The 16,372-nt window shown below is 69.6% G+C and carries 11 protein-coding genes; 4 read left to right on the top strand and 7 right to left on the bottom strand.

Annotation, left to right across the window (positions count from 1 at the left end; translation table 11 throughout):
• Positions 1-53 precede the first annotated feature (53 nt).
• The 3 genes from ACQP2T_RS11635 to ACQP2T_RS11625 all read right to left on the bottom strand — a co-directional run bounded on the left by ACQP2T_RS11635 (position 54) and on the right by ACQP2T_RS11625 (position 3,636).
• Positions 54-1,352, bottom strand: a complete 1,299-nt coding sequence (locus ACQP2T_RS11635; RefSeq protein ID WP_433516149.1) for an ABC transporter substrate-binding protein — start codon at positions 1,350-1,352, stop codon at positions 54-56.
• A gap of 458 nt (positions 1,353-1,810) precedes the next feature.
• Entirely contained in the window at positions 1,811-3,241 is a 1,431-nt protein-coding gene (locus ACQP2T_RS11630; protein ID WP_433516148.1) for a penicillin-binding transpeptidase domain-containing protein, read from the bottom strand.
• Positions 3,242-3,276: 35 nt separating this feature from the next.
• Positions 3,277-3,636, bottom strand: a complete 360-nt coding sequence (locus ACQP2T_RS11625) for a MerR family transcriptional regulator (protein WP_363996845.1) — start codon at positions 3,634-3,636, stop codon at positions 3,277-3,279.
• Between the two features lie 88 nt (positions 3,637-3,724).
• Here ACQP2T_RS11625 and ACQP2T_RS11620 point away from each other — a divergent pair, with 88 nt between their 5' ends.
• Positions 3,725-4,648: an aldo/keto reductase gene (locus ACQP2T_RS11620; protein WP_433516147.1), complete on the top strand. Its 924-nt coding sequence runs from the start codon at positions 3,725-3,727 to the stop codon at positions 4,646-4,648.
• A gap of 292 nt (positions 4,649-4,940) precedes the next feature.
• Here the strand turns inward: ACQP2T_RS11620 and ACQP2T_RS11615 are convergent, their stop codons facing one another.
• On the bottom strand, positions 4,941-5,591 hold the full coding sequence (locus tag ACQP2T_RS11615; protein WP_357950523.1) for a TetR family transcriptional regulator: 651 nt from the start codon (positions 5,589-5,591) through the stop codon (positions 4,941-4,943).
• A gap of 122 nt (positions 5,592-5,713) precedes the next feature.
• Between ACQP2T_RS11615 and ACQP2T_RS11610 the strand changes: the two genes are divergently transcribed.
• Positions 5,714-7,042, top strand: coding sequence for a GH1 family beta-glucosidase (locus tag ACQP2T_RS11610; protein WP_433516146.1), 1,329 nt, complete (start codon positions 5,714-5,716; stop codon positions 7,040-7,042).
• 157 nt (positions 7,043-7,199) lie between these two features.
• Here the strand turns inward: ACQP2T_RS11610 and ACQP2T_RS11605 are convergent, their stop codons facing one another.
• The gene (locus ACQP2T_RS11605; protein WP_433516145.1) at positions 7,200-8,090 is read right to left on the bottom strand and encodes a coiled-coil domain-containing protein; all 891 of its coding nucleotides are present in this window, start codon (positions 8,088-8,090) and stop codon (positions 7,200-7,202) included.
• Positions 8,091-8,291: 201 nt separating this feature from the next.
• Here ACQP2T_RS11605 and ACQP2T_RS11600 point away from each other — a divergent pair, with 201 nt between their 5' ends.
• Positions 8,292-11,309, top strand: coding sequence for a M14 family zinc carboxypeptidase (locus tag ACQP2T_RS11600; protein WP_433516144.1), 3,018 nt, complete (start codon positions 8,292-8,294; stop codon positions 11,307-11,309).
• Positions 11,310-11,440: 131 nt separating this feature from the next.
• Positions 11,441-12,874, top strand: a complete 1,434-nt coding sequence (locus ACQP2T_RS11595) for an aldehyde dehydrogenase (protein ID WP_433516143.1) — start codon at positions 11,441-11,443, stop codon at positions 12,872-12,874.
• Between the two features lie 194 nt (positions 12,875-13,068).
• Here the strand turns inward: ACQP2T_RS11595 and ACQP2T_RS11590 are convergent, their stop codons facing one another.
• Both ACQP2T_RS11590 and ACQP2T_RS11585 read right to left on the bottom strand, forming a co-directional pair.
• Positions 13,069-13,821 carry an alpha/beta hydrolase gene (locus tag ACQP2T_RS11590; RefSeq protein WP_433516142.1) on the bottom strand — a complete coding sequence of 251 codons (753 nt, stop codon included), beginning with the start codon at positions 13,819-13,821 and terminating at the stop codon, positions 13,069-13,071.
• Positions 13,822-13,878: 57 nt separating this feature from the next.
• Complete coding sequence (locus tag ACQP2T_RS11585; RefSeq protein WP_433516141.1) at positions 13,879-16,362, bottom strand: ATP-binding protein; 2,484 nt, start codon at positions 16,360-16,362, stop codon at positions 13,879-13,881.
• Positions 16,363-16,372 lie beyond the last annotated feature (10 nt).

Below are 16,372 nucleotides of genomic sequence, written 5' to 3'. Positions count from 1 at the left end.
CCTCCAAGAGGTACGGCAGGCGCGAAACGCCTGCCGTACCCGGGTGACCGCAATTACTGCGCGTTGGCCGTTGCCGCGTCGACGAGCCCCTTCTGCAGGGCCGCGACGTCCTTGCTGCTGATGAACAGGCCGACCGCCTCGGTGATCGAGGCCAGCCACGGCTGGTTCACCGACACTCCGTGCTGGATGGAGCCGGCCAGCTTGTTGCTCGACCAGTCCTTCAGCGCGTCCGCCAGGTAGTCGGTGTAGAGCGACTGGTCGGCGTCCTTACGGGCGGGGATGGAGCCCTTCTTCGGGTTGAAGGCGTCCTGTCCCTCCTTGCTGGCCGCGACCTTGAGCCAGGCGATGGCCCCGTCACGGTTCTTGGCGCCCTTGGGCAGCGTGAAGCTGTCGGACAGCCACAGGTAGGTGCCCTCGGTGCCGGGAGAGGGCGCCCAGTCGAAGTCCTCCTTCGACTTCTTGCCCAGACCGCCGTCCGGCGGGTTGTGGAAGTAGCCGTAGGCCCAGTCGCCCATGACGTTGAACGCGGCCTCGCCGTCGGCCACCTGCTTGGCCGCGGGCTGCCAGTCGTCCTGCGGGTCGCCCGCGTACGACATGATCGTCTTGAAGCTCTCCAGCGCCTTCTTCACCTCGGGGCTGCCCCAGTTGGCGCCCGGCTTGAACAGCGCGTTGTAGGCGTCGGTGCCGAGCGAGCCGAGCAGCACGCTCTCCATCAGGTGCACCACGGTCCACTCCGAGCCGATGGACAGCGGGATCTTGCCCTTGGCCTTGACCTTGCCCAGGTCGGCGATGAACTCGTCGACCGACTTGGGCGCGGCCGCGATCCCCGCCTCCTTCAGCAGCTTCGGGTTGAACCACAGCACGTTCGACCGGTGGATGTTGACCGGCACCGAATAGATCTTGCCGTCCACGCTGATCTGGTCGATCAGCTGGGAGGGGAAGACGTCCTTCAGCTTCAACTCGTCGTAGAGGGAGTTGAGGTCCTCCAGGTCGCCCGCCTTGATGTAGCCCTGCAATTCGGCGCCCGCGTGACCCTGGAAAGTGTCCGGCGGGGTGTCCGCCTGCAACTTCGACTGCAGCAGCGCCTTGGCCTTGTCGCCGGAGCCGCCCGCCACCGCCGCGTCGAAGAAGGTGTAGTTCGGGTTCTCCTTCTCGAAGATCTCCCGCATCGCCTTCAGACCGTCGGCCTCACCCGGCCCGGTCCACCACGAAAACACCTCGACCTGCTTCTTCTCGCCGCCACCCGTGGCCTGCGGGCTCGCCGTTGCGCCGCCGCCGCTACCACCGCAGCCGGCCAGGCCGAGCACGCTCGCCATAGTGATCGCGACGGCCGCCAACCACCGTCGTCGCATCGCACACCGTCCCTTCGAAACCCCGAGTGGTGAAGGTTGACAACGTTGTCAGTAGGGCAATCAACCCACTTCGCACTTGGAGCCGTCAAGGCATGTGCTGGTAACAGGTCCGCATAGGCGCGACGACCAGCAGGTGGTGGGCGGGCCCGAGCCCTGCGCGGCTCGAGCCCGCTGTCACGCGTCCGGAACCAGACCCCCACCCCTCCGAGGAGGCCAAGCTCCGCCTGGACACGCGACGCCCCATTGGATCGAGCCACGACGCCCCCTGACTGAGAGGCGAGATCGCAAGGTGCGGTCGATCACATGCAGAACGTTAGACATGTGAACGGGATGCCGCATGCGTCGAGATGGCCATTCGAGGATGTAACCGTTCGACCCCGGAGATGTGTAGAGAGGTCTGTGCAGGCCCCATATGTAGGAGGAGAAGTGTGCCGAGGTCATCCCGGTGAGCGCCCGCTTCAGGAGAGTGCCGCCTCCAGGACGGCGCGGGCGATGAGGGCGGCGGTCGACGGCGCGGCGTGCTCCAGGACCACGCCCACGGCCACCTCCGGCGTGTCCGCCGGGGCGAACGCCGTGAAGAGCGCGTGATCCTCCCCGGCCCCCGACTTGGCCGCCACCTCCACGCCCGGGATGGCGGACGCCGTACCGGAACCGCCGGCACCGGTGACCGTGAGCATCATCGAGGTGAGCTGGCCGGCCAGGGTGGCGGGGATGGTCACCCGGTACGGCGCCGGGTCGGCCCGGTCGATGAGCGAGCCGTCCGGAAGGCGTACGTCCTCCACCAGGTACGGGCGCATGAGGACGCCGTGGTTGGCGACGGCGGCCGACAGCATGGCGATCATCAGCGGCGTGGCCCGGACGTCATGCCGCCCGATGGCCGACAGGGCGGTCTGGGCCCGGTCCATGTTCGGGGGGTAGGTGCTGGCGGTGACCTGCAGCGGGATCGTGAGGTCGCGGTCGTTGAAGCCGAACGCCTCCGCCTGGTCGCGCAGGATGTCCTGCCCCAGCTGGAGACCGATGCCGGCGAAGGCGGTGTCGCAGGAGGACCGGAAGGCGTCCGGCAGCGTCGGCCGGGCATCGCCGCAGGACCCGCCCAAGCCGGATAGGAAGGCCGTGCTGCCGGGCAGCCGCAGCCGGGCGGGCGCGTCGACCCGTGAGGTGGGCGAGTACTCGCCCGACGACAGCGCGGCGGCCGTGGTGACCAGCTTGAACGCGGAGCCGGGCGGATATCTCTGACTGACCGCCCGGTTGACCAGCGGCCCGGTGGGGTCGCCGCGCAGGCGCCGGTCCGTCTTGGCCAGCTCGGCGGGGTCGGTGGTGGTGTAGGCGTTGGGGTCGTACGACGGGTAGCTGGCCAGGGCGAGGATCGCGCCGGTCGCCGGGTTGACGGCGACCACGGCGCCCGACCGGCCCGCCGCCTTGAGGCCCTCGTAAGCGGCCGTCTGCGCGCGGTCGATGATCGTGAGCCGGACGTCGGCGCCGCGGGCCCTGCCGTGCCTGACGAGCGAGCGGACCTGGATCCTCGGGTCGTCGCCGGACAGGACGTCGTCGGCGGCCCCCTCGATGCCCGTGGTCCGGCTGAGCGACGCCGTCCCGGTCACGGGGGCGTACAGCTCACCGTGGGGGTAGACGCGGCGATACGCGTACGGCCCGCGGGCCGTCGCCCGGCTCACGGCGACGGTCGTGCCGTCATAGGTGAGGATGTCGCCGCGCGGATGGTCGAACCTGGCGATGGCCGAGCGCTGGTTGCGCGGATCGGCGTTGAGCCCCCGCGCCCCGAACCCCTGGATCACCGTGATGTTGGCCAGCACCGCGAACAGCAGCATCGCGCACCCCTTGGCGACGCGGCGCAGCGGGATGTTGATCCGTCTCGCCCTGGGCCCGGCCATGGTCCCGGTCTAACAACCGGACCCCAAAGACAGGGCTAGACGACTCTGCGGTAGTAGGAAATCTTGTTGTGGATGTAGCGCTGACGCTCGGTGAGGTTGGCGATCTGCTCCCGAACGCGGCCGTCGTGCTCCTCCAGGAGCTTGATGCGGTCGGCGATCGTGTGATCGCCCTGCCGGACCAAGGCGGCGAAGCGCAGCATCTCGGCGATCGGCATTCCGGTGTCACGCAGGCAGCGGATCGTGCCGAGCCAGCCGACGTCCTCTTCGGTGAACCGGCGCTGACCTGCGGCGTTACGGCCGACGGGCTCCAGCAGGCCGATCTTCTCGTAGTAGCGCAACGTGTCCAGGGTGAAGCCGGTCTCCTCGACCACTTCCGCGGGTGTGTAGACGCTCACGGCAAAAGCATCGCACCTGGAGCCGACTCCAGGTCAACCAATTCTCCGGCTTGACATGGAGTGCACTCCAGCTTTCACGATCACGGCCATGAACATCGCACTGGGCACGATCCCGTTCGGCACCGCGGTCGACGAGAAGGACACTTTCGCCCTTCTGGACCGGTTCGTCGAGGCCGGGGGCACCATGCTGGACACGTCCAACAACTATCCGTTCTGGATGCCGGGGTGCACGGGCGACGAGAGCGAGCTGGCCATCGGCTCGTGGCTCGCGGCGCGCGGCAACCGGGACCGGATCTTCCTGAGCACGAAGACCGGCGCCCGGCCCACCGTCCCCGGCGACGACACGCTCGCCTCGGCGGAGGGACTGTCCGCCGCCTCCATCGGCAAGGCGATCGAGGGCAGCCTGCGGAGATTGCGGACGGACTACATCGATGTGTATTGGTCGCACATCGAGGACCGCTCCGTACCCCTGGAGGAGACCCTGGGGGCGTTCGACGACCTGGCCCGGCAGGGCAGAATCCGCAGCGTGGGGACCAGCAACCTGGCCACCTGGCGGGCCGAGCGGGCCAGGAACCTGTCGGCGGCGCGGGGCTGGCTGCCGTACACATGCCTGCAGCTCCGGCACACCTACCTGCGCCCGCGACCGCTCACGCGGCCGGTCGAGGCGGCCCACACGCTGGTGACGGACGAGACGCTGGAGTATGTACGCGCCGAGCCCGACGTGACGCTGTGGGCGTACAACACGCTGATGGCGGGCGCCTACACACGGGCCGACCGCCCGATGCCCGACATTTACCAGCATCCGGGTACGACCCGGCGGCTCGCGGTCCTGAGTGAGGTGGCGGCGGAGGTGGGGGCGACGCCCAACCAGGTGGTACTGGCCTGGCTGCTGGCCGACGGGCACGTCCCGATCGTCGGCGTCTCCACGATGGACCAGCTAAACGAGGTCCTGGGCGCGGCGGACGTACGGCTGGACGACGAACTACGCGCCCGGCTGGACGCGGCGTGCTGAGACCGGCACGGCGACCCGGCAAGTGGCGAGAACGACCCGGCAGGTGGCGGGGGCAGTCACGGCTGTGGCCGAAGGGGTCGCGGCTGTGGCCGAAGGGGTCGCGGGAGCGCTCCCGCGGCGCGCCGCGAGGCCGACTGGCGCTGGCGGGAGGCGGCCTGTGGCTGGTCGAGGACATCTCCGAGACCGCTCGCCCTTCCCGCTAGCGAACCCGCACCCGCACCGGCACCCGTCCGGCAGACGTCCGGCAGACGGAACGGCTACCGACAGGTGAGTGGTCAGGGCAGGTGGGTGGTCAGGGCAGGTGGTCGGCCAGGTAGCGGTGGACCAGTTGCTTGCACTCGGCGATCAGGTCGGAGTCACCGTCGGGACGTACCCGGAAGGCCAGCTTGAGCACCGCGTCCGTGGCCTCGACCGCCACCAGCAGGGCGCGGTCGAGCCCCGGCCCGACAGGAGCGTCGAGCAGGTCGACCGTGAGGGCTCGCAGCCGGTCGGCGACCACGACGTTGTTCTCCAGCGCGGCGTCGAGCATCCGGTCGGTGCCCTTGAGCGCCGGCCCGCCCGGCGCCGTCAGCACCTCCCCGAAGTCGACCACGGCGAATCCCGGGGTGGTCCGCTTCATCACCACGAACTCGTCGATGGCCAGGTCGACCAGGTCGGTCCAATGGTCGAGACCGGACTCGGCGATCCGCTCCGTGAGCCGCTCGGTGATGCGTTGCAGGAAGGCGTCGAGGTTGCGCAGGGCCAGCGCTCGCACCAGGCCCTGCTTGTCGGAGAAGAATTGGTAGAACGTGCCTATCGGCACCTCGGCCCGGCGCGCGACCTCTTTGGTGGTCAGTGCCTCGTAACCGACCTCGTCGAGCAAATGTGCGCACTCGTCGAGCATCCGTTCGACTCGCTCCACGCTGCGGCGTTGGGCTGGACGCCGGCGCAGGGTACTCGTCATGCCCCCCATCTTGGCGTATTACCGCCAGGTAGGCTTCCCCGAGCCTCCGCGAGTTAACATGAGTCCGACTCGGATGATCGGTCTCGGATGATCTCTTCTCGGAAGATCGCTTAGGAGTGCGCATGTTCCTATGGGGTACGGCCACGGCCGCCTACCAGATCGAGGGCGCCGTCAAGGAAGACGGCAGGGGCGCCTCCGTCTGGGACACCTTCGCCCACGAGCCGGGCCGCATCCGGGACGGGCACACCGGGGACGTCGCGTGCGACCACTACCACCGCTGGCCCGAGGACGTCGCGCTCATGGCCGGCCTGGGCGTCAACGCCTACCGCTTCTCGATCGCCTGGCCCCGCGTGCTGCCGCTGGGCACGGGCCGGGTGGAGCCGAGGGGCCTCGACTTCTACGACCGGCTGGTCGACGGCCTGCTGGCGGCGGGGATCGCGCCGGTGCCGACCCTGTTCCACTGGGACCTGCCGCAGGCGCTGCAGGACATGGGCGGGTGGATGAACCGCGATATTTCCTACTACTTCGCCGAATACGCGGCGATAGTGGCCGAGCGCCTCGCCGACCGGGTGCCCATGTGGATCACGCTGAACGAGCCGTTCGTGCACATGGCCTTCGGGTACGGCATGGGCGTCCACGCCCCCGGCCAGGCCCTGCTGTTCGACGCCCTGCCCGTCGCCCATCACCAGCTGCTCGGCCACGGCCTGGCCGTACAGGCGATGCGCGCGGCCGGGGCGCGGCAGGTGCTGATCACGAACAACTGCACCCCGGTCTGGCCCGTCTCGGCGGAGGCCGCGGACCTGGCGGCGGCCGACGCGTACGACACGCTGCACAACCGGCTGTTCAACGACCCGATCCTGCTGGGCGAGTATCCGGACCTGAAGGCCATCGGCGCCATGGACGTGGTCCGCGACGGCGATCTGGCCGTCATCTCCGCGCCCCTGGACGGCCTGGGCATCAACTACTACAACCCCACTCGCATCGGCGCGCCCACGGACGATGGCCTGCCTTTCACCGACCACGGCATCACCGGCTACCCCACCACCGCCTTCGGCTGGCCGGTCGTCCCCGACGGCCTGCGCGAACTCCTGACGGGCCTGCGTGCCAGGTACGGCTCCGCGCTGCCGCCGGTGTACGTCACGGAGAACGGCTGCTCCCAGGAGGATGTCCCCGGCCCGGACGGCACGATCGACGACCAGGGCCGCATCGCCTTCCTGGACGGCCACATCAGAGCGGTGGAACAGGCGGCGGCGGAGGGCGTCGACGTGCGCGGCTACTTCGTCTGGTCGCTACTGGACAACTTCGAGTGGGCTGAGGGCTACCACCAGCGCTTCGGCCTGGTGCACGTGGACTTCCCCACCCAGCACCGCACCCCGAAGGCGTCATACACCTGGCTCCGCGACCTCATCGCAGGCTTCTCCCGCTCCCCCGGAGGGGGTATCTCACCGTAAGGACCCCAGCCACAACCGACCGTCCATCCCCGCTCCCCCGAAGGGGGTATCCCACCCTAGGGACCCCAGCCACAACGGACCGTCCACATCCGCTCCCCCGAAGGGAGTATCCCACCCAAGGACCCCAGCCCCAACGGACCGCCGTTCCGCACAGCCGCTAGAACACCGACACATGCACATGGTCGTAGTGGTTGGCGGTGACCCCACCCCGGTCCGACATCGGATCCCACCCACCCCCCGACCGGATGTCGTAATACCGCTGCTTCCAGATGATGTACATCACCCCGATCCGGGGCCCGTTCTTGATCAGCCACTCGGCCAGCGCGTCACCCCGGTCGGCGTCGGCCCCCGCGGCCGCCCGGCCGCCGCTCGACATCATGAAGTCGCAGGCCCGCCCCTTGCCGTGCTCACCGGGGTCACCAGGCCGTAGACAGCCCACCCCGTACGGCATGGGGAAGTTCCGCATGATCTCGGCCCGCACCGCGATCAGACGCGGCGTGAGCCCCGAGGAGCCGCCCGGCTGCTGGAAGCCGTACTTGGCGAGGAGCCGCTCGATCTGGCGGCGCTTGCCCTGCATGGTCTTGATCTCTTTTTTCAGCTTGTCGATCTTCTCGGCGACGGTCCGCTTGGCCTCCGCCGACTTGTCGATCAGCCCCTGGATGCTCTGGACCTTGCTGACGCGCTCGTTGGCCAGGTAGGTCATGTTCGCCGCCTGGCCGAGCGCGACGGTGGGGTCGACGCCCGGGGCGAGCAGCTGGACGCCGTCGAGCGGTCCCGCGATGTAGGTGCTCTGGGCGATCGCGGACACCTCGGCCTTGGCCTTGGCGAGCTGGGCCTCCAGGTCACCGGAGTTGTCGGTGGCCTTCTTGGCCTGGATCCGTACTTCCTCCAGGCTCTGGATCTGCCCCCGATAGAGATCGTTGAGCTGGGACGCCTGCTTGGTCAGCTTGCGCAGCTCGGCCGGGTTGGGAGCCGCGGAGACCGGAAGGGGGAACGCGAACAGCCCCGCCAGGACGATGGCGAATAGGGCGAAGCGACTGATTTTCACGTCCGTCCTCCCCTCATCGACGGACCGAAACTATAGAAGATGATCTTGAATATTGTCATCTGAACGCGGCAAGTCGCGCCCCTTTGGCGAATTATCTGAGGATTGTCCGATCTAAGGCAGACATAAAGATTGGGTCTTGCCGAGCGCGACGTATCGGTCTGAGATGGCGACGAAACTCGTCTCTGCGAAGGGGCAGACCTCGTGTCTCGATTACTGACCCTGTCCACCGCCGTCGTCCTCGGCCTCGGCACGTCCCTCGTCGCCCTGGAGGCCCAGGCGTCGGTGGACCCCTTACCACCCCGCGACAGGATCGAGCTCTACCAGCTGGAGAGCACGCCCGGCACCGGGCAGGCCCTCAAGGAGAAGGGCTTCGACGTCGTTCAGCAGGACACCAAGGGCGGCAAGGAGCACGTCGAGGTGACCGCCGCCCAGACCGACCTCGACGGCCTGCGCAAACTCGGCTACCAGCCGGAGCCCGTACGCAACCCGCAGGGCCAGACCCAGTTGGAGGCCGCCAAGGCGCAGGCCGCCGGCGGCTACACCGTCTGGAAGTCCTACTCCGAGCCGGGCGGCATCGCCGACCAGCTCAAGGCCATCGCCAACGCGAACAGGGACATAGTGAAGATCGAGTCCCTCGGCAAGACGCTGAAGGGCCAGGACATCCTCGCCGTCAAGGTCACCGCCCTGGCCAGGGTGCTGCCCGACGGCGTCAAGCCGGCGACGCTGTACTCGGCCACGCAGCACGCCCGCGAGTGGATCTCCACTGAGGTCGACATGCGGCTGCTGAAGCACGTGATCGCCAACCGGGCCGCGCTCAAGGACCTGCTGAACAGGACCGAGCTCTGGTTCGTGCCGGTCGCCAACCCCGACGGCTACGACTTCACCTTCACCGAGGGCAACCGTCTGTGGCGCAAGAACCTGCGTGACAACGACGGCGACGGGCGGATCACCACCGGCGACGGCGTCGACCCGAACCGCAACTACCCCACCAACTTCCACTACGACGAGGAGGGCTCCTCGTCGATCCCGAGCAGCGAGACCTACCGTGGCGCGGCGCCCGCCAGCGAGCCCGAGACCAGGGCACTCGACGGGCTGCTGAAGCGGATCAGGTTCAAGGGCCAGGTGAACTACCACTCCTTCGGCCCCCTGCTGCTCTACCCGATCGGCTGGCAGGTCGCCACCAAGACCGCGGACAACCCGATCTACGAGGCCATCTCCGGGAACGACGCCAAGCCGGCGATCCCGGGCTTCGACCCGGACCTGTCGGCGGAGCTCTACACCACCAACGGCGAGACGACCGACCACGCCCACGCCTCGTACGGCACGCTGGCCTGGACGCCGGAGCTCGACGAGGGCTGTGAGGGCTGCGGGTTCGTCTTCCCCGACGACGAGGCGCTGGTCCAAGCGGAGTTCGAGAAGAACATCCCGTTCGCCCTGGACGTGGCAAAGTCGGCCACGAACTGGTCCGAGCCGGTCAACCACCTCGGCAATTCCACCGCCGACTTCGTGCTGGACCCGTTCGAGGTCAGCTACGGCCGGGACCAGGTGGTCCAGGTCGACGCCAAGCGCAAGCTCGGCCCGATCTTCCTGAACTACCAGGTCAACGGCGGCCGGACCAAGACCGTACTGACCGGCGAGTGGTGGGGTGGCGAGCGCTACGGCAAGGGCTACGACACCTACTACCACTGGATGCGCGGCAAGATCACCGGCACCAGACCCGGGGACAAGGTCAAGGTCTGGTTCAGCTCGATCGGCAGGAAGAGCGGGGACTTCACCTACCAGGTCGCCGGTGACATCGGCGGCAAGGTGCTGGTGCTGGCCACCGAGGACGTCACGGGCCTCAGCCCCGTCCAGGGCGTGACCGAGGCCAAGTACGCCGACGACTACGTCAAGGCGCTCGACGAGGCCGGTTACAGCTCCGACGTCTATGACATGGACAAGATGGGCCGCAAGGCTCCGCACGCGCTCGGCGTGCTCAGCCACTACAAGGCGGTGGTCTGGGAGACGGGCGACGACATCATCCCGAGATCGGTCGGCCAGGTGGCCGGCACCACCTCCAAGGGCGGCGTCGACACCGAGCTGGCCGTGCGCGACTACCTGAACGAGGGCGGCAAGCTCCTGCACTCGGGCAAATACCCGTCGTACGCGGCCAACAACAATGGCGCCTACTACTACCAGCCCGACCAACCGGCCCAGCCCGAATGCGCGACCCCCAACGACCCGCCGTGCATCCAGGTGTTCAACGACTTCCAGCAGTACTGGCTGGGCGCCTACGTCTTCTTCGACGACTCGGGCATCAACCCCGGCACGGGCCTCCCGTACGCGCTGCAGGGCGTGAGCGGCCGGTTCAAGGGTTTCAACGGCACGCTGGAGCCGAGCCACACCAACTCGTTCGTGGCGACCTCGGCGATCCTGCCGGCCGCCCAGTTCCCGCAGTTCGCCAGCTCCGCGCCGGTCAAGTGGGCTCGGCCTGGCGGACCGTTCGACCCGCACACCGGTTCCTGGGACGTCTACAGCGGCATCGCCGACGCCTCCTGGAAGCGGCTGACCAAGACCGTCGACCTGACCGGGAAGACCGGCGGTGACCTGTCGTTCTGGACCTCGTACGACACCGAGGCCGACTGGGACTTCCTGACCGTCGAGGCGCACACCGTGGGCGGCGACGACTGGACGACCCTGCCGGACGTCAACGGTCACACCTCACAGAGCACGGGCAGCAGCTGTGACCCGCCCAGCGGCGGCGAGGGCTGGCGCGCGCTCCATCCGTTCACCCAGCGCTACCAGGGCGCCAACTGCGAGCCGACCGGCACTTCCGGCTCGTGGAACGCGGCCTCGGGCAACTCGGCCGGCTGGCAGCAGTGGAAGGTCGACCTGACCCCGTACGCGGGTAAGAAGGTGGAGCTGTCCGTTTCGTACATCAGCGACTGGAGCACCCAGGGCGCGGGCGTCTTCCTCGACGACTTCACCGTCACGCTGAACGGCGCGACGGCGGAGCAGACCTCGTTCGAGAGCGACCTGGGCGGCTGGAGCGCGGCGGCGCCTCCTGAGGGCACCTCGCCTTCGATCAACAGCTGGGCCCGCACGGACCAGGTGTTCGAGGAGGGTGGCGGCATCGCCACCAAGGACACCGTCTACCTCGGCTTCGGCGTGGAGAGCCTGACGACCCAGGCCATGCGTACGGACCTGGTCAAGCGGTCCTTGCGGCACCTGCTCGGCTGATCGGCCCGGAGGGGTCCGGCACGCGTACGCGCGTGCCGGGCCCCTCTTGCGCGCGTGGACAGAACATGGTTCGGTCACCTTGAGGAGCACGACAACCAAGCGAGCATTTGGTCAAGCAGGAGGCTCACGACATGCGCCAGCACGACACGCTGTTCATCGGGGGCGAATGGGTGGCCCCGGCCGGGACCGGCACCATCGACGTCATCTCCCCCCACACCGAAGAGGTCGTGGGCCGCGTGCCCGACGGCACCCCCGAGGACATGGAGCGCGCGGTGGCCGCGGCGCGGCAGGCGTTCGACCACGGGCCGTGGCCGCGCATGACGTTCGCCGAGCGGGCCGAGGTGATCGGCAGGCTGGCCGAGATCTACGCCGCCCGGCAGGGCGAGATGGCCGCGCTCATCACCGAGGAGATGGGCTCGCCGATCACCTTCTCCAACCTGGCGCAGGCGCCGCAGCCGCTCGGCATGCTGCAGTACTACGCCGACTACGGCAAGACCTTCGCCCAGGAGGAGCAGCGGCCCGGCCTGTTCGGGCCGACGACCGTGCGGCGGGAGCCGGTGGGCGTGGTGGCGGCCATCGTGCCGTGGAACGTCCCGCAGTTCGTCGCCATGACCAAGATCGCGCCCGCGCTGCTGGCCGGCTGCGCGATCGTGCTCAAGCCCGCGCCGGAGACGCCGCTCGACGCGTACCTGCTTGCCGAGATGGTCATCGAGGCCGGGATCCCGGCCGGCGTGCTCAACATCGTGCCCGCGGGCCGCGAGGCCGGCGAGCACCTGGTCTCCCACCCGGGCGTGGACAAGGTGGCCTTCACCGGCTCGACCGCCGCGGGCCGCCGCATCGCCGCCATCTGCGGCGAGCAGCTCAAGCGGGTGAGCCTGGAGCTCGGCGGCAAGTCGGCGGCGATCATCCTCGACGACGCGGACCTGCCCTCCAGCATGGGCATGCTGGCCATCGCCTCGCTGATGAACAACGGTCAGGCGTGCGTCGCCCAGACCCGCATCCTGGCCTCGCGGACCCGCTACGACGAGGTCGTGGACGCGGTCGCGAACATGGTCACCTCCCAGCCCGTCGGCGACCCTGCCGACCCGGGCACCGGCATCGGCCCGCTGGTCGCCAAGCGGCAGCAGGACCGCGTCGAGGGCTACATCCAGGCCGGCATGGACGAGGGCGCCAAGGTCGTCGTCGGCGGCCTGGACCGGCCGATGGACCACGGCTGGTACGTCGCCCCGACCGTCTTCGCGGGCGTCACCAACGAGATGCGCATCGCCCGCGAGGAGATCTTCGGCCCGGTGCTGTCGGTGATCCCGTACGAGGACGAGGCGGACGCGATCCGCATCGCCAACGACAGCGACTACGGCCTGGCCGGTACGGTCTGGACGGCCGACGCCGACCACGGCATGGAAGTGGCCCGCCAGGTCCGCACGGGCACCTACGGGATCAACTGCTTCATGCTGGAGTCGAACGCGCCCTTCGGCGGCTACAAGGCCAGCGGCGTGGGCCGCGAGCTGGGTCCCGAGGGCCTCAGCAGCTTCCTGGAGTACAAGACGATCGCCCGCCTGGGCTGAGAGAACAGGGCTCCGGTACGGCCGTACCGGAGCCCTTCTCACGGCGCCCCGCACCCAGCGCGCCCCCGCAACGCTTGGTGTGGTCTCCGCTACTCCACGAAGTATGTCCTACGTCCACCGCCTCGACGGTTTCCTTCCCATAGGACTTTCTCCCGGCGGATTTCTTCCTTACGCCCTAGATAGACGTCTATTACTCAGAAAAGGTTCGTACCGATCCACTTTCCGATTCGGCGGATGAGTTCCGGGGTCGCGGCGGACTCCGCGTGGCCGTAGCCGCGCTCGATCCAGAGCTTCTTGGGCTCGCGGGCGCCCTCGTAGAGCTGGTGCGCGTGCTCCAGCGGAAAGAACGCGTCGGCGTCGCCGTGGACGATCAGCAGCGGCGTCGGGGAGATGAGCGCGGCGGCCTCGTGGGGCGGCACCGGGATCGGGTCCCACTCGCCGCGGGCGATCCTGGTGCGCTTGGCGACCCTGGCCGCCCACCTGCCGATCGGCCGCTCGATGGCCCAGTGCACCTGGCGCATCGGCTTGGTGCCGCGGTAGTGCCAGCGGGCCGGGCCGCTCACCGACACCACCGCGTCGATGCCGCCGAGCAGTCCCGCGTGGCGTACGGCCACGGCGGCGCCCATGGAGAAGCCGACCACCGCGACCTTGGAATAGCCGATCACCCGCGCGTGCCGTACGGCGGCGTCGACGTCGAGGATCTCCTTGTCACCCACAGTCGACTCGCCACCGGAACGGCCGTGCCCCCGGAAGTCGAACGCGATCACACCGCCGTAACCGCTCAGCACGTGCGCGATGCGCCGCGTGGCCGGATCGCGCCACGACCCGGTGAACCCGTGCGCCACCACGATGCCGAGGCCGGAGCGGGTCGACAAGGTGTGCGCGGCGTCGATGCGGACGCCGTCCTCGGTGCGGAGCATGACCGGGAAGTTCGGAGCGAGCGGCATGTTTCCGAGCTTATGGTCACCGGTTGTCGAGGCCATGTTCGGCCGCCCACACCGCGCTTACGGTCGCCGGTGGTCGAGACCGTACTCGGCCGCCCACACCGCGATCTGGGCGCGCGAGCCGAAGCCGAGCTTCTCCATGATGTTGGCCACGTGCCTGGCCACCGTGGCCGGACTGATCACCAGCTGCGCCGCGACGGCCCGGTTGCTCAGGCCCTCGGTGAGCAGCCCGGCGATCTCCCGCTCGCGCGCCGTCAGCGTCGCGTAGCGCGGCTCGCGGGCGGCCGGGCCCGACGAGGACACGAAGAGCGTGGCGGGCAGGGCAGGAAGCAGGGCGGCGGGCTCATGAACGTCTCCGGCGTCGGCCTTCTGGTCGAGGATCCGCCGGGCCACCGCGCCGGGATCCTGTGCGATGCCACTGGCCCAGAGCAGCGCCACCCGGCCCTCGCCGAGCTTGTCGCGGGCGAGCGAGAGCAGCTCCTGGGTGCGGGCCGGGGCGTCGTGCTGGCCGATCGACTCGCGCAACGCGCTCGCCGCCGCGGCCGCGACGACCGCCCCGTCGAGATCGCCCTCGGCCTGCGCCAGGACGGACAGGGCGACCAGCGCGCGGACGACGCCGCTGCGCCGGCCGGTCTGCGTGCTCAGCACCAGGCTGGCGGCCAGGCTGCGCCGGGCGGCGGGGAAGTCGTGCAGCCTGGCCGCCACCCTGCCGACCTTGGCCTGGCAGCGGGCCAGCTCGACCCGGTTGTCGAGCTCTTCGAGGATGGGCAGCGCCGCCGTGTGGTGCCGCATGGCGGCCGCCAGGTCGCCCCTGGCCTCGGCCACCGCGCCCAGGTGGGTCAGGGCCCTGGCCAGGGTCCAGTGGTGGCCGGTCTCCATGGCCAGGGCCAGCGCCTCCTCGCCGAACCGCTGCGCCTGACGCGGCTGCCCCTGGAAGAGCGCCAGGTTGAGCCGGGCGATGCGGGCGGTCGTCAGGTTGAACAGGTCGTCGTGCTCGGCGGCCGCCACTTCGAGCTCGCGCAGGTAGCGCAGGGCCGTGCCGGTCTGGCCGGTGCGGAAGAAGACGGTCAGGGCCACGCCGTAGGTGACGCCGAGCCAGTGCGTATAGGGGTGACGCCGCTGCTCCTCGATGCTCTCCTCGATGAGCGTCGCGGCCCGGTCGAGTTCGTCACGCGTTTCGAGCCCGTAGGCGAGGCCGCCCTTGGCCACGCCGATCAGCTGGTCGGGCACGCCTGACAGGTCGAGGCCGAGCAGCCGCTCGTACCAGCCGACGCCCTCCCGCAGATCGCCACGCACCGCGAGGATGGTCAGCGCCGCGTGGGCCAGGCGCAGCCCCAGCTCGGCGCCGCCGGACTCGACGGCCCAGTCGATCGCCGCCCGGCAGTCGTCGAGCAGGCGGCGCCCCCTGGCGAAGTGGACGGCGCGGGCCGGCCACGACAGCCGGCGGTGGAGCGAACCGGCCTCGTTGCAGCGCTCCATCTCGGCACAGATCACCTTGAGGTGGCCGCCGCGCAGCCTCGCCTCCTCGCCCGCCTCGCACAATCGCTCGGCGGCGTAGTGCCTGATGGTGTCCAGCAGGTGGTAGCGGCCGCCGTCGCCGTGGTGGAGCACCAGCGACTTGTCGACCAGGCCGCTGAGCACGTCGAGCACCTCGCCGCGGCGCAGCAGGTCGCCGTCGGCGCACACCTGCTCGGCCAGGTCGAGGTCGAAGCGCCCGGCGAACACCGACAGCCGCCGCAGCAGCACCCGCTCCTTGCGGGCGAGCAGGTCGTGACTCCACTCGACCGTGGCCAGCAGCGTGCGCTGGCGGGCGTGGGCGGTGCGGTCGCCGGTGGTCAGCAGCTTGAACCGGTCGCCGATCCGGTCGGCGATGCGCCCCGGGCTGAGCAGGCTGCTGCGGGCCGCGGCCAGCTCAAGGGCGAGCGGCAGCCCGTCGAGCGCCCGGCACAGCCGTATGACGTCGGGCATGCTGTCGGTCACGGCGCGGGCCCCGGCCGCGGCCGCCCGCTCGACGAAGAACAGCACGGACTCGGCGTCGGGATGGCGATCGTCGGGCAGGTCGAGCGGCGGCACCCGCCAGATCAGCTCGCCCGGGATGCGCAGCGGCTCGCGGCTGGTGAGCAGGAATCTCAGCTCGGGGCAGTCGGCGAGCAGGCCGGCGACCAGCTCGGCGCACGGCTCGACGAGGTGCTCGCAGTTGTCGAGCAGGAGCAGCGTCCTGGTGCCGCGCAGCCGGATCCGCAGCCCGTCGAGCAGCCGCTCGGAGCCTTCCTCGCGGACGCCGAGCACGTCGGCCATCTCCTTCACGATCAGCTCGGGGTCGCTGACGCGGGCGAGCTGGACCAGCCACACGCCGTCGGCGAAGCCGGGCATGGCGCTGGCCGCCACCCGCAGCGACAGGCGGGTCTTGCCGATGCCGCCCACTCCGCTGAGGGTGACCACGCGCTCGCCGCGGACCAGCGCGCACAGCTCGGCCACGTCGCGCGCACGTCCGACGAAACGGTTGGGTTCGGCGGGGAGGTTGTGCTGGACTTGCGCAGTCATGGAAAAGGTC

Source organism: Nonomuraea sp. CA-143628 (assembly GCF_050942315.1).
Classification (GTDB): domain Bacteria; phylum Actinomycetota; class Actinomycetes; order Streptosporangiales; family Streptosporangiaceae; genus Nonomuraea.
This window is presented reverse-complemented; position numbering and strand designations above follow the sequence as displayed.

Coding starts and splice junctions, on each gene's coding strand:
- ACQP2T_RS11635 (WP_433516149.1), bottom strand. CDS start 1,352: ATGCGACGACGGTGGTTGGCGGCCGTCGCGATCACTATGGCGAGCGTG.
- ACQP2T_RS11595 (WP_433516143.1), top strand. CDS start 11,441: ATGCGCCAGCACGACACGCTGTTCATCGGGGGCGAATGGGTGGCCCCG.
- ACQP2T_RS11620 (WP_433516147.1), top strand. CDS start 3,725: ATGAACATCGCACTGGGCACGATCCCGTTCGGCACCGCGGTCGACGAG.
- ACQP2T_RS11585 (WP_433516141.1), bottom strand. CDS start 16,362: ATGACTGCGCAAGTCCAGCACAACCTCCCCGCCGAACCCAACCGTTTC.
- ACQP2T_RS11590 (WP_433516142.1), bottom strand. CDS start 13,821: ATGCCGCTCGCTCCGAACTTCCCGGTCATGCTCCGCACCGAGGACGGC.
- ACQP2T_RS11615 (WP_357950523.1), bottom strand. CDS start 5,591: ATGACGAGTACCCTGCGCCGGCGTCCAGCCCAACGCCGCAGCGTGGAG.
- ACQP2T_RS11610 (WP_433516146.1), top strand. CDS start 5,714: ATGTTCCTATGGGGTACGGCCACGGCCGCCTACCAGATCGAGGGCGCC.
- ACQP2T_RS11630 (WP_433516148.1), bottom strand. CDS start 3,241: ATGGCCGGGCCCAGGGCGAGACGGATCAACATCCCGCTGCGCCGCGTC.